Raw genomic sequence first — 24,958 nt, 5'->3', positions numbered from 1 at the left:
GATTCGCGGCATTGAGGAAGGACAAGCGGTATGACGGACGGAACCCACAGCGAGATACGTCTTCGCGTCAACGGCCTGACGCGCCGTCTGACCGTCGACCATCGCAGGACATTGCTCGATGCGCTCCGTGAGGACACAGGTCACACAGGGCCGAAAAAGGGCTGCGACCGCGGGCAGTGCGGCGCCTGCACGGTGCTTCTGGACGGACGGCGTGTGGTGTCCTGCCTGACGCTGGCGGTCGCCGCCGACGGCTCGGACGTCACGACGGTCGAGGGCCTCGCGTACGACGGTGAACTGCGGCCGTTGCAGCAGGCGTTCGTACAACTCGACGGCCTCCAGTGCGGCTACTGCACGCCCGGGCAGCTCTGCTCCGCGGTCGGGATGCTGGCCGAGCACGCGGCGGGCTGGCCCAGCGCGGTCACCACCGACGTCTCCCCCCAGGGACCGGCGCCGGAGTTGGACGCCGAGGAGGTGCGCGAGCGCCTGAGCGGCAACCTGTGCCGGTGCGGCGCGTATCCGTCGATCGTGCGCGCCGTGCTGGAGACGGCGTCCCGCGAGGAGGCAAGGGGATGAAGGAGTTCAGCTATCAGCGGCCGAGGCAGGTCCGTGAGGCCCTTGCCGCCGTCGCCGGGGACGATGGCGCCCGGTTTCTCGGCGGTGGAACGAATCTCGTCGACCTGATGAAGGACGGCATCGAGACGCCCACCCGGCTGGTGGACGTGCGCCGACTACCGCTGGACGGTGTCCGCGAGGCGCCCGGCGGAGGACTCGTCGTCGGCGCGACGACCACCAACAGCGACCTGGCGGCCCATCCCGAGGTGCGCCGCCGGTACCCGGCGCTCAGCCAGGCCGTGCTGGCGGGCGCGTCGGGGCAGCTGCGCAACATGGCCACGGTGGGCGGCAACCTGCTGCAGCGGACCCGGTGCGGCTACTTCGCAGACCGCTCCCAGCCGTGCAACAAGCGCAGCCCGGGCAGCGGCTGTTCCGCAATCGCCGGAGAGCACCACAACCACGCGATCCTCGACTGGTCCGACCACTGTGTGGCCACCCATCCCTCGGACATGACCGTAGCCCTGGCCGCGTTCGACGCGGTCGTGCACTACGAGACCCTGGACGGGACCCATGAGATCCCACTGTCCGATTTCTACCTGCCGGTCGGCGAGAGTCCGCAGCGGGAAACGGCGCTGCCCCCGGGCGCCCTGATCACCGCGGTCACCCTGCCGGCCGCATCGGCGAGCCCGCAATCGCGCTACCGCAAGGTCCGCGAGCGCGCATCCTACGCCTTCGCCAACGTGTCCGTCGCAGCCGCGCTGGACGTCCACGAGGGCATCGTCCACGGTGCCCGGATCGCGCTCGGCGGCCTCGCCTCACGGCCCTGGCGCGCCCACGTCGCTGAGACCGCCCTGCGGGATGTCCCTGCCACGGCTGACCGCTTCCGGGCCGCCGCGGACGCGGAACTGTCCGCCGCGCGGCCGCTGCGCGACAACGCGTACAAGGTCACGCTCGCCCGCAACCTGATCGAGGCCGTGCTGACCGAGCTCGCCCACCGGGGCGAGTGACGAACCGGTCCCGTCACACGTCCTGAAGGAGATCAACATATGAACGCGTCCTCGACCAGTCCATCCCCGGCACCGGCCGGACACCCGGCCATCGGACCAAGCACCGCCGGGACCTCCGCCCCGTCGGCCGGCACGAGGGAACGGCCACTGGGAGCCGTTGGCACGGCGCGGCCCCGTATAGAGGGTCCGGCCAAGGTCACCGGCTCGGTGCGCTACGCCGCGGACGAGCCGACGGGCGACCTGGCGCACGGCTGGGTCGTCACCTCCACGGTGACCCGCGGACGCATCCGCGACATCGACACCTCCGCCGCGCTGGCCATGCCCGGCGTGCTGGGTGTGATCGACCACCACAACGCGCCCCGGCTGAACCTGGATGCAGGATCGTTCTTCGGGCCCGACGGTGGCATGCACCTGCTGCAGAGCGATGAAATCCCTCACTCCGGTCGGCCGATTGCGCTGGTAGTGGCGGAGACAGCGGAGCAGGCCCGGTCGGCGGCCATGGCGCTGCGGGTGACGTATGACGAGGAACCGTACGACGTCAACTTCTCACTTGAGCACCCGGCCGCCCGGCCGGCGACGTCGTTCTTCGGAGAGGACGCCACCGTCGGTGACGTGGACATGGAGCTGGCTGCGAGCGCGGTGGTCGTCGACGAGCACTACGTCACCCCCGAGGCGCACGGCGCCGCCATGGAGCCGCACTCCGCGACCGCCTGGTGGGAAGGCGAGCGCCTGCAGGTCGTCGACTCCAACCAGGGGCCCTTCCTGGTCGCCATGACGGTGGCCACGCTGTTCCACCTCGACCCGAAGCAGGTGCGCGTCCGGTCTCCGCACGTCGGTGGCGGCTTCGGGTCCAAATCAGGAGGGTGCGGCCCCCAGTTGGTCCTGGCGGTGATGGCCACGACGGTGTTCGATCGTCCCGTACGCGTCACCCTGACCCGGAGTCAGGTGTTCCAGACGGTCTCGATGCGGCCGGCGACCGACCAGCGAGTGCGGATCGGGGCCGATGCCGACGGCCGACTGCGCGCCATCGACCACAAAGCGGCCTTCGAGGTCTCGAAGCTCGCGGATTACCTCGAGAACTGCACCGAGCTCTCCAACACGCTCTATGCGGCACGGGCGATCCGTACACGGCGCACCGCGGTCCCGGTCGACATCCTGCCGCCGTACTCGGTGCGCGGGCCCGGCGCGACACCCGGTTCGTTCGCGCTTGAATCCGCCATGGACGAGGTGGCGGAACGGTTGGACATGGACCCCCTTGAGCTTCGGCTGCGCAACGAGCCTTCCGTTGGCCCCGTGTCCGGCCTGCCGTTCAGCCGCCGCAATCTCGTCGCGTGTCTGAGGGAGGGCGCTCACCGGTTCGGCTGGGCCACACGCGACCGCCACCCGCGGACGCGGAGGGAGGGACGTCTGCTCGTCGGCACCGGGATGGCGGCCACGTCCTTCGGCGCGGGGGCGCTGCCCTCGACGGCATCGATCACCGCCGAGGCCGACGGGGACTTCACCGTGGCCATCGGCGCCAGCGACATCGGCACGGGCGCACGCACCGCGTTGACCGCAGTGGCGGCCGAGGCGCTGCGCGTAAATCCTGAAAGGATACGGCTGCTGATCGCGGACAGCGACCTCGGTCCCGCGTGGGGCGCCGGTGGATCCCGGGGGACGACGTCCTGGTCCTGGGCGATCACCGAGGCCGCGGCGAAGCTGCGCTCCCAACCGGGCGGCGCCACGCTGCCGCTGACCGTCTCGTTCGACACCACCGAGTCGCTCGGTGAGCTGCCCCTCATGGAACGGCACTCCTACAGTGCCGTGTTCTGCGAAGTGACCGTCGATCCGGCGACCGGCGAGGTGCGTGTGCGGCGGCTTTTGGGGATGTTCGCCGTGGGCCGCGTGATCAACCCGTTGCTCGCACGCAGTCAGCTCGTCGGGGGCATGATCATGGGACTGTCGATGGCCCTGCACGAAGATGGCGTCCGTGATCCGGCCACCGGCCGCCACGTCAACGGGGACTTCGCCGGCTACCACATCGCCGCACACGCCGACGTACCCGACATCGAAGCCGACTTCGTGCCCGACTACGAACCCGGCGACCCGTCAGGCATCAAAGGCGTCGGTGAGATCGGCACCGTCGGCACCGCCGCCGCGATCGCGAACGCCGTCTGGCACGCCACCGGCAGCCGCCGGCGGACCCTGCCCATCCGTCCGGACCGCGTGCTCGAGGAGCGGCCTCCGTCGTGAGCTGTCCGCGAGCAAGGGCTCTCGGACCGCTGCCGTCGCCGCCCCGGCCCGGGATCTGAACAGGAGGTACGCGTGCTACGCGAGGTGTGGCCCTTCGTCGACGCCCACCGTCGGGCGGGCCGCCCCGTCGCGCTGGCCCGGCTGGTGGGCCGTGACGGTCCCGGATCACGACCGCTCGGCGCAACCATGGCGGTCGCCGGAGACAGTACGTGGCGCGGCTCGCTGTCGGGCGGCTGCGTCGAGGGCATCGTCCTGGAGGCAGCCCGCGCTGTCCTGGCAGGGGCCGCGTCCCATGTGACCGCGGTGTCGCCCGGGGACGACCTCCTGCCCTGGGAGGACGCTCCCGCCTGCGCCGGCGAACTGCGAGTCCTCATCACGCCCGCGCCGCCCGAGCCCGTGCACTCCGCCATCACCACGGCCCTGGCCAAGGACCGTCCGCTCACTGTGCGGGTCGGGCTGAGGCCGCCCCACCGCTGGTCGACGGCAGCCACCCCTGGCCAACTGCCCGACGTGGGACCTGCGTTCATCGAGGAACTGACGGGGCGGCCGCGGCTGCTGCTGGTCGGCGCGACGGATCTTGCCGCAGTCCTGGCCACCCTGGCCGGGACCTTGCACCGCAAGGTCGTCATCCTCGACCCGCGGCCCGGCCACGTCGCCTCCGGGGCCTTCACCGGCACCGCCGACGTCGTCCGTGCCTGGCCCGACGAGTGGATCGCCCGCCATCCGCTCGGCGTACGCGACTCGGTCGTCACCCTGAGCCATGACCCGCGTATCGACGACCGCGCTCTTCGCGCCGCTCTGGCAGGCCCCGCCGGATACGTCGCCGCGCTCGGCAGCCGGGCCACCCACGCGCAACGCCTGCGGCGCCTGGCCGACGCCCCCGGACTGGACCGGCTGACCGGCCCGGCGGGCCTCGACCTCGGCGGAGCGTCGCTCGCCGAGAGCGCACTGTCGATCCTCGCCGAGCTCGTCGCGGTGGACAACGGCCGCGGCGGGCAGCGCCTGCGCGGCGGCGATCTGCCCATCCGGGCCACCACTGCCGCAGCGCACACCTAGCCGATCAGGTCGCGCCCAGTACCCGTCGACCCCTTCCGCGCGGGGCGCCGCTGCGTGAGCAAGTCTGCAAGAGCGACAACATGCAGGCCGGATGGGGTTACGCCGCAATCCAGGCAGATCGTCGGCCGTCAGGAGCGTCAAACGAGCGTCGCGACCCAGCAGGCTCCTGCACTCCCCCGCCTCCGGAGCACCCGCTCAACGCCACGCCAACAGACACCACGGCGGCCTGCGCCACCGTCGCCCGCGATGGGCTGCCATGTTCCGCTCCCGAATCCCCGTACGTACAAAGGGAGCTGGTTGTACAGGAGCGCGATTCCGGGACATGAGCGGACGGACGTTAGACACATTTGGCTAGATATTAGGCCAAGACGCACATAACGGCCCCTACAGGGGCTCGGGGGCCGTCACTGAAGACTCACGTCGGGCGCAAGAGTGCTGCGCGACTCAATCCATCGGGTAGAAGTCAGGCTCCGGCATCAGCCTCGCGATCGAGAACGGCTCGAACTCCGGATCCGTCAACACGCGGTAGACGAACTCGGAGGTGCACATGCTCACTTGTTGCAAGGGGTACGGGTCGCCCTGCGTGACGATGGGCCAGCTCGCCGGATCTTCCTCCGCAGACGCCAGCCAGAAGTAGCTGCACTCCATCTCACCGAACGCCCAGGGAATGAGACCACGCCGACCGGGCCGGTACATCTGGTAGGGCTTGAAGAGGGGATCGGGCCCGTCCTCCGGGGCACCGTCGAGAAACTTCTTCCAGATTCTGGCCAGGTCGAACTGCCTCGTGCTATCCACGGTGAGAACACGCAAGAATTCCGAGAATTCTCCCTTACCAAATGTCTCCGCAAGCTTCTTGTAATCCTCGGGCAGTGCCGTACCGAGATCTTCCTCAACGCTGCTCCACGGAATCTCGAGCCGAAGCGGCTCCCAGTTCGTGGCCTCAGCGATTCGCTCGATCCACATTCTCTTCACATTCCGATCGAAGACTTGGACCGGGGGGCGTGCCACGTATCCGGCACGCCCCCCGGTATCACCCTATGGGGTGTTGTAGAGCGGCACCGAATCGCTGGCGCCGCTCGAACTGCTCCAGGTTATATCGAAGCGGTCCGGCATCGGATCGGTGGCACTGGGGTAGTGCACCATGACCTGATAGAAGACGGTGTGTCCGCCGTTGATCTCTTTGGCAACCGCGTCCTCCACCGTCGACATCGCCTTCTGGTTCACGTCTGGGTGCATCGGCGCCAGGTTCCGGATGTCCTCACCGGAGCCGCCGAACCGGTTGGCGATCAGGTGCCCCCGGTCCAGTCCCTTCCGGTAGAGCGGACCGCCCTTCTGCATCGCCTTCGGGATGTACAAGGGGTCATCGGTGGGCCAGACCGTCCCGCTGCCGAAGATCCCGTCATCCCCGTAGATCTCGCCGGTCCCCTTGTCCACGTTGTTGGTGTCGTGCCAGTTCAGGCAGCCGATCGCTCCCTGAGCGCGTCCCGCGCCGTCGAGCGGCATGTAGTAGAGCATGCTCTGACGGTTGTCGTTGCAGTCCTGCTGCTGGAACGGGAACCGCGTGTCGGCGCCGGTCCATTCCTTCTCGTCGCCCGGCTTGACGAGCAGACCCTTGCCGTAGTCCGGCGTGGCACCGGGCTCCGTTTCGTACCCGTTGGGCGCCGTCTCGTTGTACCAGCCGATGCCCGTAAGGAACGTGTCGGCGACGGTCAGCCATCCGCCCTTGGCCTTCTTGGTCCCGCCTGAGACGAGGTCTCCGATTTCATCGATGACGTCGTCGCAGACGTCACACCCGAAGATGTGACCGTCCAGTTCGACATTGCTGACGGGGTTGCCACCGGTGAAGGCGTACCGGTTCCCTGTGTAGGGGTCCGACCCGAGTCCCATGTCCGAGAGGGCCCCGTTGTACATGTCCCGGCTGGTGAACCGGTTGAGCCCCGGGTTGTAGTCCCGGAATCCCATGTCGTAGGTGCCGGTCTGCGCGTCCCAGCGCTTGGCGTTGAACCGGTAGGGGTTGTACGCCTCCTTGGTCGGATCGGCCGCTTCCGGCTTGTCGATGCCGGTGAACTCGTCCTCGTCGTCGGAGCCGTAGGCGGTGTAGCCGTAGGTGGACTTGGTGTCGCCGTCCTTGTCGGTCAGCGTCTCGACGTCCGTGTGCGAGTTGTAGCCGTAGAAGCCGTCCTCGCTGGTCCCGTCGGTGTTGTGCTTGACCTGGGAGAGACGCTCGCCCCACGGGCTGTACTGGTAGGACTTGGTGAGCTCGCCGGCGACTTCCTCACCCAGCACCTCGCTGGACATGCCGAGGTAGTTGAAGTCGGTCGTCTTGCCGTCCGCCGTCTTCGACGCGGTGCGGTCCAGCGGGTCGAACGTGTACTTCGTCGACTTCAACGCACCCGTGTCGTCCGCCTTCTGGGACTCCACGACGTGGTCGAACCCGTCGTAGACGCTGCGCTCAACGACCTTTCCGCCTGCGGTGACCGATTCCTGACGGCCGAACGGGTCGTAGTTGTAGTTGGCGGTCGAGCCGGCCGAGGTGGCGGTCAGCAGCCGGTTGCGGTCGTAGTCGAACGTCGTGGAAACGCCCTTGACCGACTGGCTGATGACGTTGGCGTTGTCGTCGTGGACATAGGTGTCGGTGCCCGCGCCCGTGCCCGTCTTGACCGACTTGGCGAGTCGGTCGGCCGGGTCGTAGGTGTAGTCCGTGGTGGAGTCGAGGTACGCCGCGTGGTTGTCGGCGTTCATCTTCTTCGCCACGTCCTGCGCCTTGTTGCCGTTGGCGTCGTAGGCGTAGGTGTGCTCGGAGACGAGGGTGCCGGAGCCCTTCTTCTCCGTCGTCGACTTCAGGGAGCCGTTCAGGTAGTAGGTGGAGTCGACCGTGTTCTTGTTGGCCTTGGTCTCCTGGAGCTTCTGGCCTCGGTCGGTGTATGTGTAGGAGCTCACCTTCGGTGAGGCATCGGCCGCCGTCTTGCCGACCGACACCGTCTTGACCTGCTCTCGCAGGTCGTAGGTGTACTTGGAGAACTGGTCGGGGTGGGTGACCGTATCCGTCTGGCCGTTGGCGTCGTACGTGTACGACGTGACCTTCTTCTCCGCGCCGGCCAGCGCCTCGGTCACCTTCGCGACCTGGTTCAGGCCCGTGTACGCCACCGTGTAGGCGTCGATCTTCGCGCCGGACGAGGTGTCGTCGATCGAGGTGAGGTTGCTGTTGACGTCGTAGGCGTAGGCGAAGGTGTGCTTTTCGCTGTCGGTCTCACCGCTGGCGTCGCGCACCAGCTTGACCGCGTCCGCAACGACCGCACCACCGCTGTTCTGGTCCAGCTTGAGCTTGCTGTCCTCGCCCTGCTTGAGGGTGTAGCTGCCCAAGCTGACCCAGGTGCCGGTGTTCGCCGTCTGGTCCTTCGTCGCCGAAGGCTCGGTCGTCGTGCCGTGCGTGAGGGTGTACTTGGCGGTGGTGGCGGCGCCGGTCACCTTCGGGTACTTCACGTACGCCGTGTACGTGCCGTCCTTGGGGATGTTCAGCGTCCAGGTGAAGGCATCCGTGCCGGTGCCCGCCGCGTGCGTGCGGTGGTCGTAGCCCTGCTGGCCGGTGAGGTCTCCCGTCGCCCACGTACCGGTGGAGGAGGTGTGCTGGGTGTCGGAGTTGTCGACCAGCACGACCGACTTGCCGACCGGCACACCGTCGTCGGACTTCGACTTGAGCTTGCCGTCGGGGTAGTACGACCACGCCATGGTGCGGTCCGAGGAGCCGCCCGCCGAGGTCAGCGTGCGGGCCTTCTGCTGGCCCGTCTCGGTGTAGTCGTAGGTCGTGGTGATGTCCCACGGATCGGTGGACTTCCTCGTCCAGCCGTTGTCGAAGTACTCGTAGGTGGTGTCGTTGCGGACCGTCTCACCTGCAGAGGGCGGCAGCGAGGTCTTCGCCACCCGGCCCACGGCGTCGTACGACGTCTGGGTGTAGACGTCCGCCTTGTTGTAGCGGCCGTCCGTCGGGTCGTACGGCTGGAACTGCTTGACCGGACGGTTCAGCGCGTCGTACTCGGTGCGCTGCGCGAAGTCGTCCGCGGTGCCCGTCGTCGCGGTGCCCCGCGGCGTGATGACCTTGGTGGTGTTGCCGACCTGGTCGTACTCGAACTGGGTCTTGCGGATCGTGGTCCCGGAGTAGGGGGCGCGGATCTCCTTCTGCTTGCCGCGCTTGTCGTAGTCGAAGAACGTGGAGTTGTTCTCGGCGTCCTTGGTCTCGACGACCAAGGAGTCCTTGTTGTACGTCCGCGAGGTGGACTTACCGGCCGCGTCCGTGACCGTGGTGACCCGATGGTTCAGGTCGTAGGCGGTCTTGGTCATGTAGTCGTCGGGGTCGGCGGTGGCGTTCTTCTTCGGGTCCACCACCTTGGTGAGGTTGCCGACGTTGTCGTACGTGTAGGAGATCCTGTCGCCGTCCGCGTTGACCGCGGAGAGAAGCTGGTAGACCTCGTCATACGCGTTGGTCGTGACGTAGTCCGTCGCGTCGGACGTGGTCAGCGAACCCTTCGGCTCGGTCGTCGTCTTGAGGTTGCCGACCTTGTCGTAGGTGTACGTCGACTTCCGCTCACCCGATGTGGAGGTGTCCTTCGGTGCGGTGGCCGAGGTGATCTGGTCCGCCGCGTCGTACACCGCCGTGGACACCGCGCCGTTGGGCGAGGTCGACTTGGTGGTGTTGTCGTTGGCGTCGTACTCCGGCTCCGGGGTGGTGATCAGAACCCCGGCTTCCTTGGGCACCGTCGCGACCTTGGGACGCCCGAAGGTGTCGTAGGTCTGGGTGACCTTCTTGCCGAGCGCGTCGGTGACTTCCTTGACCTGCCCACGCTCGTCGTACACGTAGGACGTCGGGTTGCCCAGCGCGTCGGTGATCGTCGCCGGGTAGCCTGTCGGGCCGAAGCCGCTGTTGGTCGTCGGGTTGCCCTTGGCGTCGATCACCTTGGTCAGCTGACCGTAGGCGTCGTACTCGTACTTGGTGGTGTAGTCGTCGGCCGTCGCAGTCGCGACGCCCTCGGGGTCGGTGACCGTCTTCAGATTGCCGAACGAGTCATAGCCGAACTGCCACTTGTTGCCCTCGGGAGAGGTCTTCGTGTGCAGGTCGGCGGAGAAACCGTCCAGACGGGTCTGGTAGCTGTACTGCTGCGAGTTCGCCGGGTACGTTCCCGGAGCGCAGTCGGCCGCGGGCGGCACGCCTGCCTTGTTGTTCTCCGCGTCGCGCTGCCAGAGCGGGTAGCCCGTCTTCTGGTCGTAGCAGTAGGCGGTCTTGGCGCCGTTGTCCTCCTCCAGGTACGTGACGTTGTTGTCCGCGTCCCAACTGATCTTCGTGGTCTGGGACTTGGCGTTCGTGGTCTGCACGGGACGGCCGAAGTCGTCCGTCACGTGAGTCGCCGTGTGGGACTCCGCGTCCGTGACCTTGGTCTGGGTGAACTTCGCGTTCGACGCGTCGACCGCGTAGGTGTAGCCCGTCGCACCGTTCAGCCGGTCCGTGACCGTCTTCGTCCACCAGTGGTACTTCGGGTCGTCACCGGACTGCGGTGCGTAGTACGCCAGGGACGTGCCGTTGCCGCGCGGGTCGGTGACCTCGACCAGCTTGACGTTCTTGTTGCCCTGGGTGGCGTCGTACGTGAACTTGAAGTTCTTCGGCTGTGAGCTGCCCACACCGTCGGTGAACTGCCCGAGCAGACCCTTGGCCGTGTAGTAGAACTCGACCGTCCGGCCGGAGATGTCGGTGACCGAGCGGATGTGGTCGTAGATCTTCGAGTTGTTGAGGTTGCCGGTGTCCGAGGTCAGCACACCCGAGTCGTTGATGTACTGGTAGCCGTTCTGGCCCTTGTCCCAGTACTCGACGTTCAGCGACTGCCGGCCTGCCGGGTCGGTGATGTACTTGAGGAACTTGGTCGGCTTGTTGTTGGACTTCCGCTCCTCGTACGTGAACAGCTGTGTGTTGCCGTTCTTGTCGATCGTCGAGGTGAGGTAGCCGTCGCAGCCGAACAGGAACCGGGTCCCGTCCGGGCGGGTCATCGTCCAGGCGTCCGGGATCGGGTCCTTGGCCGGGGTGCAGTCCAGGCCCGCCTTGGCCGACAGCTTGTAGTGGACGCCGGCCGGCGCCTTCCACACGCTGTTGGTGGCGTCCCAGCGGAACACATGGGTCGTGCCGTCACCGTCGGGCAGGCGGATCTCGGTCGGGTTGGGCTTGGGGTGGAACTCCAGCGGCGCGCCGAGCCGGATCGGACCGGCGGCCTGCATCGACCAGCCATGACCGGAGACCGTGTCGGAGGTGTCGAGGGAGTTGTAGGCCATGCGGAAGAACGTGCTCAGGCCCCGGCCGGGGTTGCTGAACGCGTTGTACGACCACACGCTGTTGCCCGACGCGAGGTTGTTCATCACCGTCGAGCCGGCGCCGGTGTTCTTGCCCGCGTAGGCGTAGAACTTCTCCATGCCCAGCGAGTTGGAGGTCGGGTCCTCGACCGCCACGCTCTGCTTCAGCGGGGTGATGGTGGGATTGGTGACCGAGAGCCAGGAGCCGTCGGCGACCTTCTTCACGTCCCAGCCGAGGACGTACTCGGTGCGCTTGTTGCCGCTGTCCGAGTTGATCGGTGTCTTGACCGTGGCCTTGACGGTGGCGGACTCGCCGGGGATCAGGGCCGGGACGGCGGTGGCCGCCTGGTTGCCGCCGGTGGTGACGTCGGTGCCGTCGGGCAGCTTCCAGGTGTAGGAGAGCTGGCGCTCACCGGCCGCCCATGCGGTGCTCGTGGTGTTGGTGACGGTGAAGTCCACGGTGTACGTGGAGTTCGGCGTCATCCGGGCCGGGGTGGTCGGCGCGTAGTACGTGTCCTCGGTGGTGGAGTCGACGTAGATCACGCGCAGCAGCGGGCCGAGCTGCCAGTCGGCGGCCTCGGAGGCCAGCCACAGGGTGCGCTCCTGCTGGGTGGCATCGGTGTCGCCGGCCAGTTTGACCAGGGCGCCCTTGTTGTTGGCGGGCGTCTTCACCCAGCTCTTGGTGAGCGTGGTGGCGTCCCACCAGTGGCGGCCGACCTCGTCGGTGAACTGCGGCACGGTGTCCGAGACCGTGGCCGAGAAGTCGCCGCCGGGAGCGGTCCAGGGGGCCGAGGTGGCCGACTGGTTCCACGTGGCGGTGGTCTCGTCGAAGGTCTTGTTCAGGCCGTGGAGTTCGTAGACGGCTCCCGCGGCGGTGTTGGTGGTCTCCGCACCCCACAGGTACATCCGGCCTTCGAGGACGGTCGCCGTGGTGGGGATGGCAGCGGTGTTGAACTTCAGCGCGGCCCGGGTGGTGCCGTAGGTGCCGGAGTTGTCACCGGTGCTCAGCCACTTCTGGCCGACCCCGAAGGACTGGATGGTGTCCTGGTTGGTGGTGGGCTGCTGGGAGGAGAGCGTGGTGTCGGTGACGTCGTCGGTGCCCTGGAGCAGGCGCATGGTGCGGCCCGGCTTGGGGATGCCGACGGTCCGCGTGGGCGAGCCGAGCAGCTGCCCGTCGGCCGTCTTGACCACGATCTGGTAGTAGTACGACCGGCCGATCTCCGGTGTTCCGGCCCCGTTCGGGGACGGGGTGGCAGTGGTGTCGGTGTATGTGGTCGCGGTCTTGGCGATAGGCGCCACCAGGGTGGCGGACGACGGCGTGAACGCCTGTTGGGTCGACCGGTGCAGCTGGTACTCGGCGATCTCGAGCTCGGTGTCCCCGGTGTCGTTCTTGTACGCGGGCCAGCTCAGTTCGGGGCCGGTGGAGTGCACGACCTCAGGTGAGTTCAGCGAGGTGCCGACCTTGCCGTACGTGACGGTCAGCCGCGGGATGGTCGACGTCTCTCCGCCATATGTGGAGCCGTCGGCGGCCTCGTAGCGCGGGCCGCCGGTCGGTGCGGTGGCCGACTCGTCGGTGGCCTTGAGCACGAACCCGTAGTTGGTGGCGGTCCCCGATACCCACTTCTGGACGGTGTCGGTGACCGGGAAGTTGTGCCACTGGTTGTACTCGCCGGTGTTCTTGACGATCGAGGCGGGGTTCACCAGGCGCACGGCGTCGGCCATGGTCCGCTTGGTGGAGTCGCCCGTGTCACCGAGGACGATCTTGTCGGCGTTGCCCTTGTTGAAGTCCAGCTGGGTGCTGGTCAGGGCCTTCCAGGTCGACGCGGTCCCGGCCGTCTGGTCGACGGTGTAGCTGTGGGTGAGCCCGTCGTGGAGGACCTTGTACGGGGCGGCGGTGGTGTTGTCGGCCAGCGGCGAATAGTGCGCCTCGACGCGGTAGGACGCGGTCTCGGCGATCCGCGGCTGGTAGGTGTAGGTCTCGCCGGTGGCCGCGTTCTTGTTGTAGGTGTAGTCGCTGCCGATGTTCGCCGTGCTGGTGGTGGTGACCCTCGGCCACTCGCCTACCGCGGCCGTGCCCGCGTCACCGTCGTCGATCTGCACGGTGGTGCCGGACAGCTCCCCGACCAGGGCGCTGGTGTTGGACCAGGTGGCGCCGGCTTCGGTCCAGGTGCCTGTGGCCCGGTAGGCGCCGATGGTGACGTCGTTGGCGTTGGTGGTGTGGGACTGGTCGAAGTACATGCCCAGGCGGGCCGAGTCGACCTTCACCCCTGACGGGATCTCCGACAGCGGGAACTCCACCAGGGAGCGGGAGATTCCGGTGTCGGTCTTGCCGGCCGACAGCTTCCAGGTGGTGTTGAAGTTGGTGGACGGCTGGTCCGACAGGACCATGGTGTCCTTCGAACCGGTCGCGTCCGGGGTGATGGTGATTGTCGGGTCGATCACGACCGGGTACTGGCGGTCCTTGTCGGCCAGCCATTTGGTGTTTGGTGCGACGGTGATCTTCCAGTTGTCACCGTCCTTGGTCAGCTTCTGGGTGACCTCGGTGCTGTAGGTGCCGCCGGTCGGTGACTTCGAATCCTTCGCCGCGTCCGTCATGTACGGGGCGGGGATGACCATCACCGGGGTCTGAGGGGCCTCGCCGTACAGGGCGATGGAGCCATCCTTGCGGGACGTGGGCGTCAGGCCACCCGCGTCCAGCGTGAAGGTGAACTTCACCGCTCCGTCCGGGCGCTCGGCCAGGACGATGTTCTCCTTGACCTGGCCCGGCTCGACGACGTATTCGAGGTCGGCGCCCTCGACGGCGTTCGGATAGGTGACCTTGGCGCCCTTGGCCGCGGGCTTCAGGTCCTTGCCGCCGAGGGTTGCCGCGGCGTCCAGGCCGAGGGTGACGGACTCGCCGCCCTCGCCTTCGATCCGCACCAGCTCACCCGGCTCGGAACCGAAGTAGGTCCGGCCGAGGTTGGCGGTGTTGGCGTAGTCGAAGCCCTTCTTCGAGGTCTCCCGCACGGAGACGTCGATCGGCTTCCAGGTCTTGTTCTGCTCGTCCTGGTACGCGGTGGGGACCGCAGTCAGTTCGGCTTCGACGCGACCGTCCGAGAGCTCGAAGAACCGGGCACTCGGAGTGCGCCGGTTCTTCAGCTCCTTGACCCGCTTCGGCTTGGGGTCTTTCGCTCCCTTGGGCAGTTTCTCGCGGCTGGATATCTCCAGGGCGTTGGCCGGTTCGGGTTCCTCCTCGTCGGCGAACCATCCCTTGACGGCGTCGAAGACACCCGTCTTCTCGCCCCTGTCGCCGCTTGAATCCGCCGCTGCCGCTGGCGTCACAAAGGCCATGGTCGGGAGCAAGGTCCCCACCACGGCCGATGCGACGAGACCGGCAAGCAGTCTTCGGTGTCGCGTTCTCACGTACGGTCCGCCTTCTTCTTCGCGCCATTTGCGCTGCATTTTCGCGACCGGTAACCACTTCCGGACGCCCCGGCCTGCTTTTGGGCATGCCAAAGGCGCGATCGGATTCGGGACCGGAGCGCTGCCGATGAATCAGAGCGCGTTCTACACATGTCAATGACGGGGCGTCAACAGGGCGGACGAACGGGATCCTTCACCACACACAGCTCGAAGCACCGCAGGTCACCGCATTGCAGCGACACGTGTTGGGCGAATTGTCCGTGGGGTTTCACACGGTGCTCGGCGTGGGGTATAACCAGCCGGATTTGACTGCCATTCACTCATGAGGGGACCTCGCATTGACAGACGTCCGGAACTCCGATCGGTGGTCCGGCCCTGCAAATGCGTTGTTCCTTCCGACCGGTCGAGCAATTCCCGCCCTGGTCGCCTCTCGTATCGGAGACGCCCCCGCCCTATGAGCACCGACACCCTGAACACCGATACCGCCGATGCCACTTCCGGGGCGTCACCGGCAGAACACCGCTCTGAGGACCCCGGCACCGGCCGCCGCACCTTCATCGGCGCGGCCATCACCCTCCTGCTCGCAGCAGGCGTGGTCACCTACGGCTTCCTCGCCACCTCCGACGAGCCGAAGCCGAAGCCGGTGCCGACCGCCTCCGTCACCTACGAGGTCCGCGGTTCGGGCACGGTGCAGATCGACTTCATCGCGCACGACAAGCAGACGAAATCCCTCACCCTGTCCGGCTCCGAACTGCCCTGGCGCAAGAACGTCGAGGTCGGACTCGGCACGGAGCCCACCATCCGCATCGTGCTCGACGGCAAAGGCGGCGACGCCGGATGCGCCGTAGCTGTCCGCGGCAAGCACGTCCAGCGCTCCACGGCGGCCGGCCCGTACGGACGGGCCACCTGCAGCGCCCCGCTCCCCGCCGCCCAGAACGCCTCCGACAGCACTTCCGAGAACAGCGAGACACAGTGAACTGCCCCCGTATCGCTCTCGTGGCCGCCGCTTTCGCGCTTGCCGCGCTCCCCGTCCCCACCGCGTCAGCGGCCGTCCCCGGTGACGGCGGCAAAGCCCGTAGCGGATCCGTCACCACGTACGGGATCACCGGAGGGAGCAAGGGCGGCAAGGTTCTCGCTCCGCGCGCCACCGGAGAGTTCAGCCTGCTCGGTGTCACCTGGGACGATCCGCGCGCCCGGCTCGACGGAACGGCCGAGATCCGGGTACGGGACGCGGAAAGTGGGTCCTGGTCCCCCTGGCGCGCGCTGGACACCGACGTCCGTACTCCGGAGTCCGGGCCGGACCACGAGGGCCCTGGGCTCCGGGCCGGCACCCAGCCCCTGTGGGTGGGCCCGTCGGACGGTGTCCAGGCCCGCATCACGGGCACGAAGCTCCCGCAGGGACTCCGCGTCGACCTGGTGGACCCCGAGGGCGGCACGGCCCTGGCCCGAACCGCAGCGCTGGGAACCGCTACCGCGGCGGGTGCACCCGTGATCACCTCGCGCGCCCAGTGGGGCGCCGACGAGTCACTGGTCGCCGACCCGCCGACGTACACCACGGACACCAAGGCGGTGTTCGTGCACCACACGGCCGGCACGAACGACTACACCTGCGCCGAGTCCGCCTCCCTGATCAGGGGCATCCTCACCTATCACGTGAAGTCCAACGGCTGGAACGACATCGGCTACAACTTCTTCGTCGACAAGTGCGGAACCCTCTTCGAGGGACGCGCCGGCGGGATCGACCGGCCGGTGTACGGGGCGCACACCTACGGGTTCAACACCGACACCAGCGGCGTCGCCGTCCTCGGCGACTTCAACACCGCGAGCACCACCCCCGCCGTGCGCGACGCGATCGCCCGGCTCACGGCCTGGAAGCTCGGCCTGTACGGCATCAACCCCGCGGGGACGACCGTGATGACGGCCGGCGCGGACAACGGCAAGTTCACACAAGGCCAGCAGGTCACCATGAACCGGATCTCCGGCCATCGTGACGGCTACCCGACAGAGTGCCCGGGCACCAACCTCTACGGCGACCTGCCCGCGATCCGCACAGCAGCAGCCGGTGTCAACGCCCGCTCCGTGTACGGCGACACCAACGGCGAGGGCCGCGCCGACCTCTCCGTGGGCGTGCCGCGAGCCACCGCGAACGGGCATATGGGCGCGGGCCAGGTGAGCGTGGTGCCCGGCACCCCCACCACTCCCTACGCGGCCAACCGGTCGGTGGTCACTCAGGAGAGCGAAGGCGTACCCGGCGGTTCCGAGGACAACGACGGCTTCGGAGCGGCGAGCGCCTTCGGCGACCTCGACCACGACGGCTACCAGGACCTCGTGGTCTCCTCGCCCGGCGAGGAAGTCACCTCGGGCGCGAGCGACGAGGGCGGCATCAGCGTCCTGCGCGGTGGCCCCAACGGCCTCACCGGCCAGGCCGGCATGATCAACGAACCGGTGGGGGTCCGCACCGGCAACGCCCGTTTCGGAGCGGCCCTGGCCACAGGGGACTTCGACGGGGACGGCGGCGACGATGTCCTCGCGGTCTCGCCCGGGGCGGGCCGCGCCTGGACCGTGGACGGTGCCGACCGCCGCTTCTCCACGCCGCTCACCCTCTCCGACGGTCCCGTCCAGGACCCCGCCGTGGCCACCGGGGACTTCGACCGCGACGGCTTCGACGACGCGGCACTCACCTTCCGGACGGCGGGCGGCTCCTGGCCGCTGGTACTTGCGCGGGGTTCGGCAGCCGGACTGCGCACCGACACCGCGACGATCCTCGACGGGGCCGGTGGCCTCGCGGCGGCCGCCGGGGACCTCGACGGTGACGGATACGCCGATCTGTCGGTGGGGCGACCGGCGGCGAACTCGGGCGGCGGAGAGATCGTCACGTACCTCGGCTCCTCCGACGGCCTTCGGACCGCTGACGCAGCGGTGATCGGCAGCGCCGATCTCGACGCGGCGGGCGTCGGCAGCGAGACCGGCACCTCACTCGCCATCGGCGACACCGACGGGGACGCGTACGCCGATGTCCTCGTCGGCGCACCGGGCGGTGCGGGGCGCGCGTACCTGCTGCACGGCTCCGCCGAAGGGCTCACCACGGCCGGTGCGGTCTCCTTCGTGCAGGGCTCGGGCGGAGTTCCGGGCGCTGCCGAGACCGGCGACCGGTTCGGGTCGGCGGTGGTGCTGGCCGATCTGAACGGCGACGGCACGGCCGATCCGGTGCTCGGGGCCGAAGGCGAGAACTCCGGCGACGGCACCGTGATGACCACGACCGGCGGTATGGGCGCCTCGTACGGGCCCACCGCCCTCGCGACCGGTACCGGCCGGGGCATCGGCGCCGCTCTCACCCGATGAACCACTGCGGGGCCCTCTCGCCTCGGACCGGGCCGGACGAATCCCCCTCGTCCGGCCCCGCCATCCTCACTCCGCACACGAAGGAAAGCACAGTGCAGTCCACATCCCGTCGGGTCTCGGCCACGCCGGCCGCAGCGAGTGCGATGGTGCTCGCAACCTCATGCGGGCAGCACGAGCAGGCCGAGTCGGCCGATGCCGCTCCCGGCTCCGCAGTCGCGGCGAAGCGCACCGAGAGCAAGCCGCCCTCGCCCAGCGCCTCCGCCGTAGCCGCGAGCGGGCGCGTCGGGGCGAACGGCGTCACCGACGGTGCGACCCGCAGGCAGAACACCTCCACCACGCCTACGGGCACCTACACCATCACTGAAGGATTCGGTGTGGAGTACGGCGGCACGAAGATGCCGTACACCCGGGTCGACTCCTCGCACTGGTGGGTGCAGGACCCCGAGTCCGCCTACTACAACTCGATGCACACCGCGGCCGGGGCCGACTTCCCGCTCGTCGAGACCGGGGACCGGGGCAGCGAGCACCTGATCAACTACCCCACCCAGTACGCCAAGGCACTGGTCATCGACTTCAACCGCCGGCCGGCCACGCCCGGCCGCGGGGCCGGGATCTTCCTGCACGTCAACGGGAGCGGAGCGACGGCCGGTTGTGTCTCGGTACCGCGCGCCACGATGGACAGGATCACGGCCTGGATCCAGCCGGAAGCACATCCACGCATCGCCATCGGCTGAAGTGGTCCAGTCCTACCACTGCCCCGCACAGGGGCCTGACCCATCGATGTACCGGAAAGCGACGGAGAGACGATGCAAAAGAATCGGCGCAGACCTATCGGTAGAGGGCTGCTGATCGCGGGAACGATCCTTGTGGCCCTCGGGCTCGTCACGGCTACGGGGGCACTCGTGGCCCTCCAGACCTCGTACACCACGGCGACCGCCCGTCGAGCGATGGAACCCACCTACCGCGACGGCGACCGAGTTCCCATCGAGAAGATCGGTGGCGCAGCGGTCCGGCGGGGCGATGTCGTGCTCTACAAGGTGCCGAACAGGTACGGCGGCCTGCCCGTCCTGCAGCGCGTCATCGGGCTCGGTGGTGATCACATCGTCTTCGCGGACGGTTCCCTGACCGTCAACGGCCGAACGGTCAGGGAGCCGTATGTGAAGCAGGCGCATGCCAGGCTGAGCACCCCCGACCTCGATGTCATGGTGCCTCCCGGCCGCATGTTCCTCCTGGGCGACAACCGGGAGAACTCGAACGACTCGCGGTACTTCCTGAGCGAAAGCTCGGGCACCGTACCCACCGCCGCGGTCCAGGGCCGCGCACTCGCGAGCGGTACCGCGCCCGTGATGCTCGGACTGACCGTGGTGCTGGGCGTACTCTGCGCCGTCGGCGGCGGCATCTGTGTACTGGCCGGCCGACGAACCCGCCTGGCCCGGGCTTCACCGGGGCCCGCCGCATTCGCGTGAGCGGCTGCGGCCCCCTCCGCTCGACCTTGCCGCGTTCCATCGGCCTGCCTGGGAATGCTCAGCTCCGCCATGGGCGTGCTGCGCGCTCCGGCCTCTCGAAGGAGAAGCCACTGGGGGCTCTTTCGACCGGCCGGGGGCTGCCGCGGTCGGCTTCGCGGGCGCCGGGTGTGCCGCGTCGTCCCGGGACGGCGTTGCGCAGTAGGCGTCCACAGCGTCTTCTCCTCCTACGGCGTCCGCCAGTTGCCGGAAGGCGACCCCTGGTGCCGGCGGTCGTCCTCGCTCCATGCGCGGCACAGTGCCACGTGATTCGCCGGTAGCGCCGTCGCAGACGCCGAGGGCTCCCCGTAGGCGGGAGACTCCGGCCCGTCGGCTCGGATGTCCCACCAGGGGCTGTCCCACTGTGGGGACGCGCGGGGCATCCACGCCGGACGCCGCGTCGGCGTACGACGCCGCTGTCGACCGCACGTAGAACAAGGCCGAGCGGGACTTCCTGCGGAGCCGCCGCCGGTCGCTGCCGGAAGGCTGAAGGGAATGTTCAGCCGGCGTCGACACCGAGTCCGGTCAGGAACGCCGCAGCGGCCGGGGTGGGGCGAAAGCGGCTCCAGACCAGCCGCTCCGTGCGGGCGGGCGCGTCGCGGACGGGCAGCACATGCACTCCGGTCAGTTCCGCCGCGAAGGCGGCCGGAAGCATGGCGATGCCGAGCCCGCTGCGGACCAGCCGGACGATGAAGTCGGTGCCGCTGACCTCGAAGGCCACCTCTCGGGTGAGCCCCATCGCCGCGAACGCCTCCTCCGACTGCGCCCGGGCCGCGGTGCCGTCGGGATAGTCGACGAACATCTCCTTCGCCAGCCGTTCCAGACCCACTTCCGCCTCACCGGCCAGGGAGTGGGTGGGGGCCACGACGGCGACCAGTTCGCCCGTGGCGAGTTCGTGATCGCTCACGCCCTTCGGCCGGTAGCTCGGCAGCACGCCCAGGAAGGCCACGTCGAGCGTGCCGTCCCGCACCTCCTGGACCAGGTCCTTGCTCGCCCCGTCCCGCAGGACGATGTGCACCTTCGGGTAGCGGAGGTGGAACGCCCGCAGCGCGACCGGGATATCGACCGCGGCGACGGTCGGAATGGCTCCGACCGCCAGACGCCCGCGGACCTCCCCCGCTGTGGCAGCCACTTCGGCACGGGCCCGCTCCGCCGCGTCCAGCGCCTGCCTGGCCTCCGGCAGGAACGCCTCGCCCGCCGCGGTGAGCCGCACCTGACGGCTGGTTCGGTCGAAGAGCCGGGCCCCCAGTTCCTTCTCCAGCCGCGCGATCTGATGACTCAACGCGGACTGGACGACCAGACATTTCTTCGCGGCACGGGTGAAGTTCCCCAGTTCGGCCACCGCGACGACGTACCGCATCTGCTGAAGTTCCATCCATCCATCGTGAACCACGATCGATGGAATGAAAAACATGTGTTGGACTCATGGATGGTGGATCCCCGACGCTGAGGGACATGGCTCATTCCACACACGGGACCCGAAGCCGGGCCGTCCCACGCACTCTCCCCGATTCGCCCGTGCTCGGGCGCGGCCTGGTCCTGCTGATGGCCCTCGCTGCCGGACTCTCGGCCGCCGGCAACTACTTCGCGCAGCCGCTGCTCGACATCATCGAGGTGAATCTGCACATCGGTGTCACCGCGGCGGGGCTGATCGTGACCGCCGCCCAGGCCGGTTACGCGCTGGGCCTGATCCTGCTCGTTCCCCTCGGGGACGTCATGGAACGCCGACGACTCGCCGTGAGCCTGTTCGCGCTGACCGCCTTCTTCCTCCTGGCCACGGCCGCTGCCCCCACCGGCCCCCTGCTGATCGCCGGGACCCTGCTCACCGCCCTGACCTCCGTCGGCGCGCAGGTCGTGGTGCCGTTCGCGGCGACGCTCGCGGCTCCGGCCGAACGCGGCAGGATCGTCGGCGTCGTCATGTCCGGTGTCCTGCTCGGCGGGCTGTTCGGGCGGATGGCCTCCGGCGCGCTGTCCGAGCTCGGCGGCTGGCGGACCGCGTACTGGGTGAACGCGCTGCTCATGGCCGTCATGGCGATACTTCTGCACAACCGGCTCCCCCGGCTGCCCCGGCAACGCGACGCGGCCCCGATGTCGTACACCGGACTTCTGCGCTCCACACTGTCCCTGCTGCGGCGGGAGCCTCTGCTCCGCTGGCGGGCAGCCATCGGCGCGTTCTCCATGGCCTCGTACAGCGTGCAGCTGACCGCGCTGACGTTTCTGCTGACCCGGCCCCCTTTCCGCTGGAACGCGGCCGCCATCGGACTCTTCGGTCTGGTGGGCGTCATCGGTGTGGTGGGCATGAACTTCGCGGCCCGGTTGAGCGACCGCGGCCGGGTACAGGCGGTGTCGGGAACGGCGGCCGCGCTCCTCACGCTCTCCTGGCTGCCGCTGCTGGCCGGCGAGTCCTCCCTGCTGTGGCTGGCGGTCGGCGTGATCTCGCTGAACATCGCCCAGCAGGCGGGGCTCAACAGCGCACAGAATGTGATCTACGCACTCCGCCCGGAGGCCCGCAACCGGATCAACTCCGGATTCATGACGCTCTTCTTCATGGGCGGGGCGGCCGGAGCCGCACTCGCTTCGATGGTCTGGGCGCGGGCGGGCTGGAGCGGCATCTGCATCCTGGGCGGTTCGCTGGCCGCCGGAAGCCTTGTGCTGTGGGTCCTGGAGCGCGTCCGGATGGCCTCCGCCGCACGTCCCGGATCCGTCGCCGTCACTCGTTGACGGTCGTCAGCAGTACTACGGCATCCTCCAGCGCCAGCAGCCCGTGCCGCTCCTGCGGGATCGGGTGGAGTCCTCCGGCACTCAGTTCCACATCGCCGGAGGGCGCCGTGAGACGTACTCTGCCGCGGAGCACCTGGAGGGAGGCCGCGGCAGGTGCGTTGTGCTCGTCGAGGGCGGAGCCGGAGGTGAGGGCGATGACGGTCTGGCGCAGGGGCTCCTCATGCAGCAGGCGGTGGGCGCTGCGGCCGTGTGCTGAGGTGCGGGCCGCGGCCAGATGCTCGTCGGCGAGGGCATTCAGATCGTCCATATGCCCACTGTGCCGCAGCCCTCGTCCCCCCGCGATCCTGCCGCAGGCCCACTGCACGGATTACCCGGTCGATGTACCCGCGCATTCGTCCCGGACGGGGCAGGCCATCAGCCGTTCGCGGTCCACCGGTACCTGACGTCCGGTTCCTTCTCCTCATTGCGGCTGCCGTCGTCGAACCCGACCGCGGTGAAGCCGTACCGCTCGTAAAAGGCCCGGGCGTCGGTGTTGCGCTGGAAGACGTACAGAGTGAGCTCGTCGGGGGCGATCTCGCGCGCCTTGGCCAGGAGCAGCGAGCCGATGCCCCGACGGCGTACATCGGGTCGCAGATACAGGTGTTCCAGCTCGGTTCCGTCGAGGGAGGCGAACCCCAGCACGTCCCCGGTCCCGGTCTCGGCGATCCACACCGTTGTTCCGGGCAGGACGACATGGGTCATCCAGGCCAGCGTGTCCTCGTCGCTGTGCACCTTCGGCAGGTACGGCATGGCTGCGGCGCGGGAGGTGAGGAAGAGCCGGGTGAGCGGCTCCGCGTCCTCGGCGGCGGCCTCGCGCAGCAGGACACGGCCGGCCGCCGCGGACTCGTTCGGTGCCATCTCGTCTCTCCCCTGTTCGTCCGGAACCCGCCATGTGTCGCCATCGGCGGTGAACTGCTCGTCATCCTGGACGAACATATGTCGGGCCGAGCCACGCCTCCACAGGATTTGGGCTGTTCATCGGGCCGGCCCTCCCCTCCGCGCCGGTGCGTGTCCATGGCGGGGCAGTCGCGGACCGGCGCAGGCCACCCGCGAAAATAGGGGAGGCGAAGATCGCAAGGACCGACCGATACGGAGGAGTGGGCAGATGCCGCACGAACGAGCTGGACAGCCGGCCCGGCCAGAGGATCTCACCGATGTGGCCCGGCTGGTCACCGCTTATTACACGCTGCACCCGGATCCGGCCGAGCCCGGCCAGCGGGTGGCGTTCGGTACCTCCGGCCATCGCGGGTCGTCCACGGCCACCGCGTTCAACGAGGACCACATCGCCGCCACCAGCCAGGCCATCAGCGAATACCGGGCGCTGCAGGGCACGGACGGGCCGCTCTTCCTCGGCGCCGACACCCATGCGCTGTCGGAACCGGCCAGAATCACCGCCATCGAGGTGTTCGCCGCCAATGACGTGACCGTGCTCATCGATCCGGCCGACGGCTACACCCCGACCCCGGCGGTGTCGCACGCCATCCTCACCCACAACCGGGGCCGGACCTCGCAGCTCGCCGATGGTGTGGTGGTCACTCCGTCCCACAACCCGCCCGGTGACGGCGGGTTCAAGTACAACCCGCCGAACGGCGGCCCGGCCGGCTCCGAGGCCACCGGCTGGATCCAGGAGCGGGCCAACGAGATCATCTCGGCCGGAATGAAGGATGTACGACGGCTGCCCTACGTCCGCGCACGGGCGGCGTCGACCACCGGGACGTACGACTTCCTCGGCAGCTACGTCGCGGACCTCCCGTCCGTGCTCGACCTGGACGCGATCCGCTCGGCGGAAGTACGCATCGGTGCCGACCCGTTGGGCGGCGCGTCGGTCGCGTACTGGGGCCGCATCGCCGAACAGCACCGGCTCGATCTGACCGTGGTCAATCCTCTGACCGACCCCACCTGGCAGTTCATGACGCTGGACTGGGACGGAAAGATCCGGATGGACTGCTCCTCGCCGTACGCGATGGCCTCGCTGATCGGGCAACGCGACCGATATCAGATCGCGACCGGGAACGACGCCGACGCCGACCGGCACGGCATCGTCACACCCGACGCCGGGCTGATGAACCCGAACCACTACCTCGCCGTCGCCATCAACTACCTGTACGCCCACCGCGAGCAGTGGCCGGCCGGAGCGGGCATCGGCAAGACGCTGGTCTCCTCGGGAATGATCGACCGGGTCGCCACCGGCCTCGGCCGTGAGCTGGTCGAGGTACCGGTCGGCTTCAAGTGGTTCGTGGACGGGCTGGTCGACGGATCGCTCGGGTTCGGCGGCGAGGAATCGGCCGGGGCGTCCTTCCTGCGCCGAGACGGGTCGGTGTGGACTACCGACAAGGACGGCATCATCCTGGCGCTGCTCGCCTCCGAGATCATCGCGGTGACGGGCAAGTCCCCGTCCGAGCACTATGCGTCGCTCACCGGCCGGTTCGGCGAGCCCGCGTATGCCCGGATCGACGCTCCCGCCGACCGCGAGCAGAAGGCAGTTCTCGCACGGCTCTCCCCCGAGCAGGTCACGGCCGACACCCTGGCCGGTGAACCCGTCACGGCCGTGCTGACGGAGGCGCCCGGCAACGGCGCACCGATCGGCGGCATCAAGGTGACCACCGAGAACGCCTGGTTCGCCGCCCGTCCATCGGGCACCGAGGACGTGTACAAGATCTATGCCGAGTCGTTCCTGGGCGCCGACCATCTCGGCCGGGTGCAGGAGGAGGCCAAGGCCGTGGTCTCCGCGGTGCTGGACGCCTGAGTCCGGCCGGGGCCGCCTCGGGCGGCCCC

At 68.6% G+C, this 24,958-nt stretch carries 15 protein-coding genes; 10 read left to right on the top strand and 5 right to left on the bottom strand.

The features are described 5' to 3' along the window. The first annotated feature begins 30 nt into the window (after positions 1-30). The 4 genes from OG953_RS38975 to OG953_RS38960 all read left to right on the top strand — a co-directional run bounded on the left by OG953_RS38975 (position 31) and on the right by OG953_RS38960 (position 4,847). The gene (locus OG953_RS38975; protein ID WP_405690405.1) at positions 31-573 is read left to right on the top strand and encodes a (2Fe-2S)-binding protein; all 543 of its coding nucleotides are present in this window, start codon (positions 31-33) and stop codon (positions 571-573) included. Next, positions 570-1,559, top strand: coding sequence for an FAD binding domain-containing protein (locus OG953_RS38970; protein WP_405690403.1), 990 nt, complete (start codon positions 570-572; stop codon positions 1,557-1,559). The genes OG953_RS38975 and OG953_RS38970 overlap by 4 nt, the downstream gene beginning before the upstream one ends. A 39-nt stretch (positions 1,560-1,598) precedes the next feature. Continuing rightward, entirely contained in the window at positions 1,599-3,791 is a 2,193-nt protein-coding gene (locus tag OG953_RS38965) for a xanthine dehydrogenase family protein molybdopterin-binding subunit (protein ID WP_405690401.1), read from the top strand. 72 nt (positions 3,792-3,863) lie between these two features. Further along, positions 3,864-4,847 carry an XdhC family protein gene (locus OG953_RS38960; protein WP_405690399.1) on the top strand — a complete coding sequence of 328 codons (984 nt, stop codon included), beginning with the start codon at positions 3,864-3,866 and terminating at the stop codon, positions 4,845-4,847. A 444-nt stretch (positions 4,848-5,291) separates the two neighbouring features. Here OG953_RS38960 and OG953_RS38955 read toward each other — a convergent pair whose 3' ends face one another. Further along, positions 5,292-5,819 carry a hypothetical protein gene (locus tag OG953_RS38955; RefSeq protein WP_405690397.1) on the bottom strand — a complete coding sequence of 176 codons (528 nt, stop codon included), beginning with the start codon at positions 5,817-5,819 and terminating at the stop codon, positions 5,292-5,294. Positions 5,820-5,882: 63 nt separating this feature from the next. After that, positions 5,883-14,507 carry a DNRLRE domain-containing protein gene (locus tag OG953_RS38950; RefSeq protein ID WP_405690395.1) on the bottom strand — a complete coding sequence of 2,875 codons (8,625 nt, stop codon included), beginning with the start codon at positions 14,505-14,507 and terminating at the stop codon, positions 5,883-5,885. Positions 14,508-15,033: 526 nt separating this feature from the next. Between OG953_RS38950 and OG953_RS38945 the strand changes: the two genes are divergently transcribed. From OG953_RS38945 to lepB, 4 genes are all read left to right on the top strand, one after another. Then, complete coding sequence (locus OG953_RS38945) at positions 15,034-15,555, top strand: MmpS family transport accessory protein (protein WP_405690393.1); 522 nt, start codon at positions 15,034-15,036, stop codon at positions 15,553-15,555. Further along, a complete protein-coding gene (locus OG953_RS38940) occupies positions 15,552-17,921 on the top strand; it encodes an N-acetylmuramoyl-L-alanine amidase (protein ID WP_405690392.1) in 2,370 nt (789 codons plus the stop codon). Before OG953_RS38945 ends, OG953_RS38940 begins: the two co-directional genes overlap by 4 nt. Before the next feature lie 92 nt (positions 17,922-18,013). After that, the gene (locus tag OG953_RS38935; protein WP_405690390.1) at positions 18,014-18,655 is read left to right on the top strand and encodes a L,D-transpeptidase family protein; all 642 of its coding nucleotides are present in this window, start codon (positions 18,014-18,016) and stop codon (positions 18,653-18,655) included. Between the two features lie 72 nt (positions 18,656-18,727). Next, positions 18,728-19,387 carry a signal peptidase I gene (lepB, locus tag OG953_RS38930; protein ID WP_405690388.1) on the top strand — a complete coding sequence of 220 codons (660 nt, stop codon included), beginning with the start codon at positions 18,728-18,730 and terminating at the stop codon, positions 19,385-19,387. Positions 19,388-19,922: 535 nt separating this feature from the next. On the opposite strand, the gene OG953_RS38925 is transcribed toward lepB, so the two are convergent. Continuing rightward, positions 19,923-20,798, bottom strand: a complete 876-nt coding sequence (locus OG953_RS38925; protein WP_405690386.1) for a LysR family transcriptional regulator — start codon at positions 20,796-20,798, stop codon at positions 19,923-19,925. A gap of 80 nt (positions 20,799-20,878) precedes the next feature. Here OG953_RS38925 and OG953_RS38920 point away from each other — a divergent pair, with 80 nt between their 5' ends. Then, positions 20,879-22,144 carry an MFS transporter gene (locus OG953_RS38920; protein WP_405690383.1) on the top strand — a complete coding sequence of 422 codons (1,266 nt, stop codon included), beginning with the start codon at positions 20,879-20,881 and terminating at the stop codon, positions 22,142-22,144. Here OG953_RS38920 and OG953_RS38915 read toward each other — a convergent pair. Both OG953_RS38915 and OG953_RS38910 read right to left on the bottom strand, forming a co-directional pair. Next, complete coding sequence (locus OG953_RS38915; protein WP_114242880.1) at positions 22,134-22,451, bottom strand: cupin; 318 nt, start codon at positions 22,449-22,451, stop codon at positions 22,134-22,136. The genes OG953_RS38920 and OG953_RS38915 overlap by 11 nt on opposite strands. Before the next feature lie 107 nt (positions 22,452-22,558). Then, the gene (locus tag OG953_RS38910) at positions 22,559-23,041 is read right to left on the bottom strand and encodes a GNAT family N-acetyltransferase (RefSeq protein WP_405690381.1); all 483 of its coding nucleotides are present in this window, start codon (positions 23,039-23,041) and stop codon (positions 22,559-22,561) included. A 247-nt stretch (positions 23,042-23,288) separates the two neighbouring features. Here OG953_RS38910 and pgm point away from each other — a divergent pair, with 247 nt between their 5' ends. Then, positions 23,289-24,929, top strand: coding sequence for a phosphoglucomutase (alpha-D-glucose-1,6-bisphosphate-dependent) (pgm, locus tag OG953_RS38905; RefSeq protein ID WP_405690378.1), 1,641 nt, complete (start codon positions 23,289-23,291; stop codon positions 24,927-24,929). Positions 24,930-24,958 lie beyond the last annotated feature (29 nt).

Source organism: Streptomyces sp. NBC_00057 (assembly GCF_045041165.1).
Lineage (GTDB): Bacteria > Actinomycetota > Actinomycetes > Streptomycetales > Streptomycetaceae > Streptomyces.
This window is presented reverse-complemented; position numbering and strand designations above follow the sequence as displayed.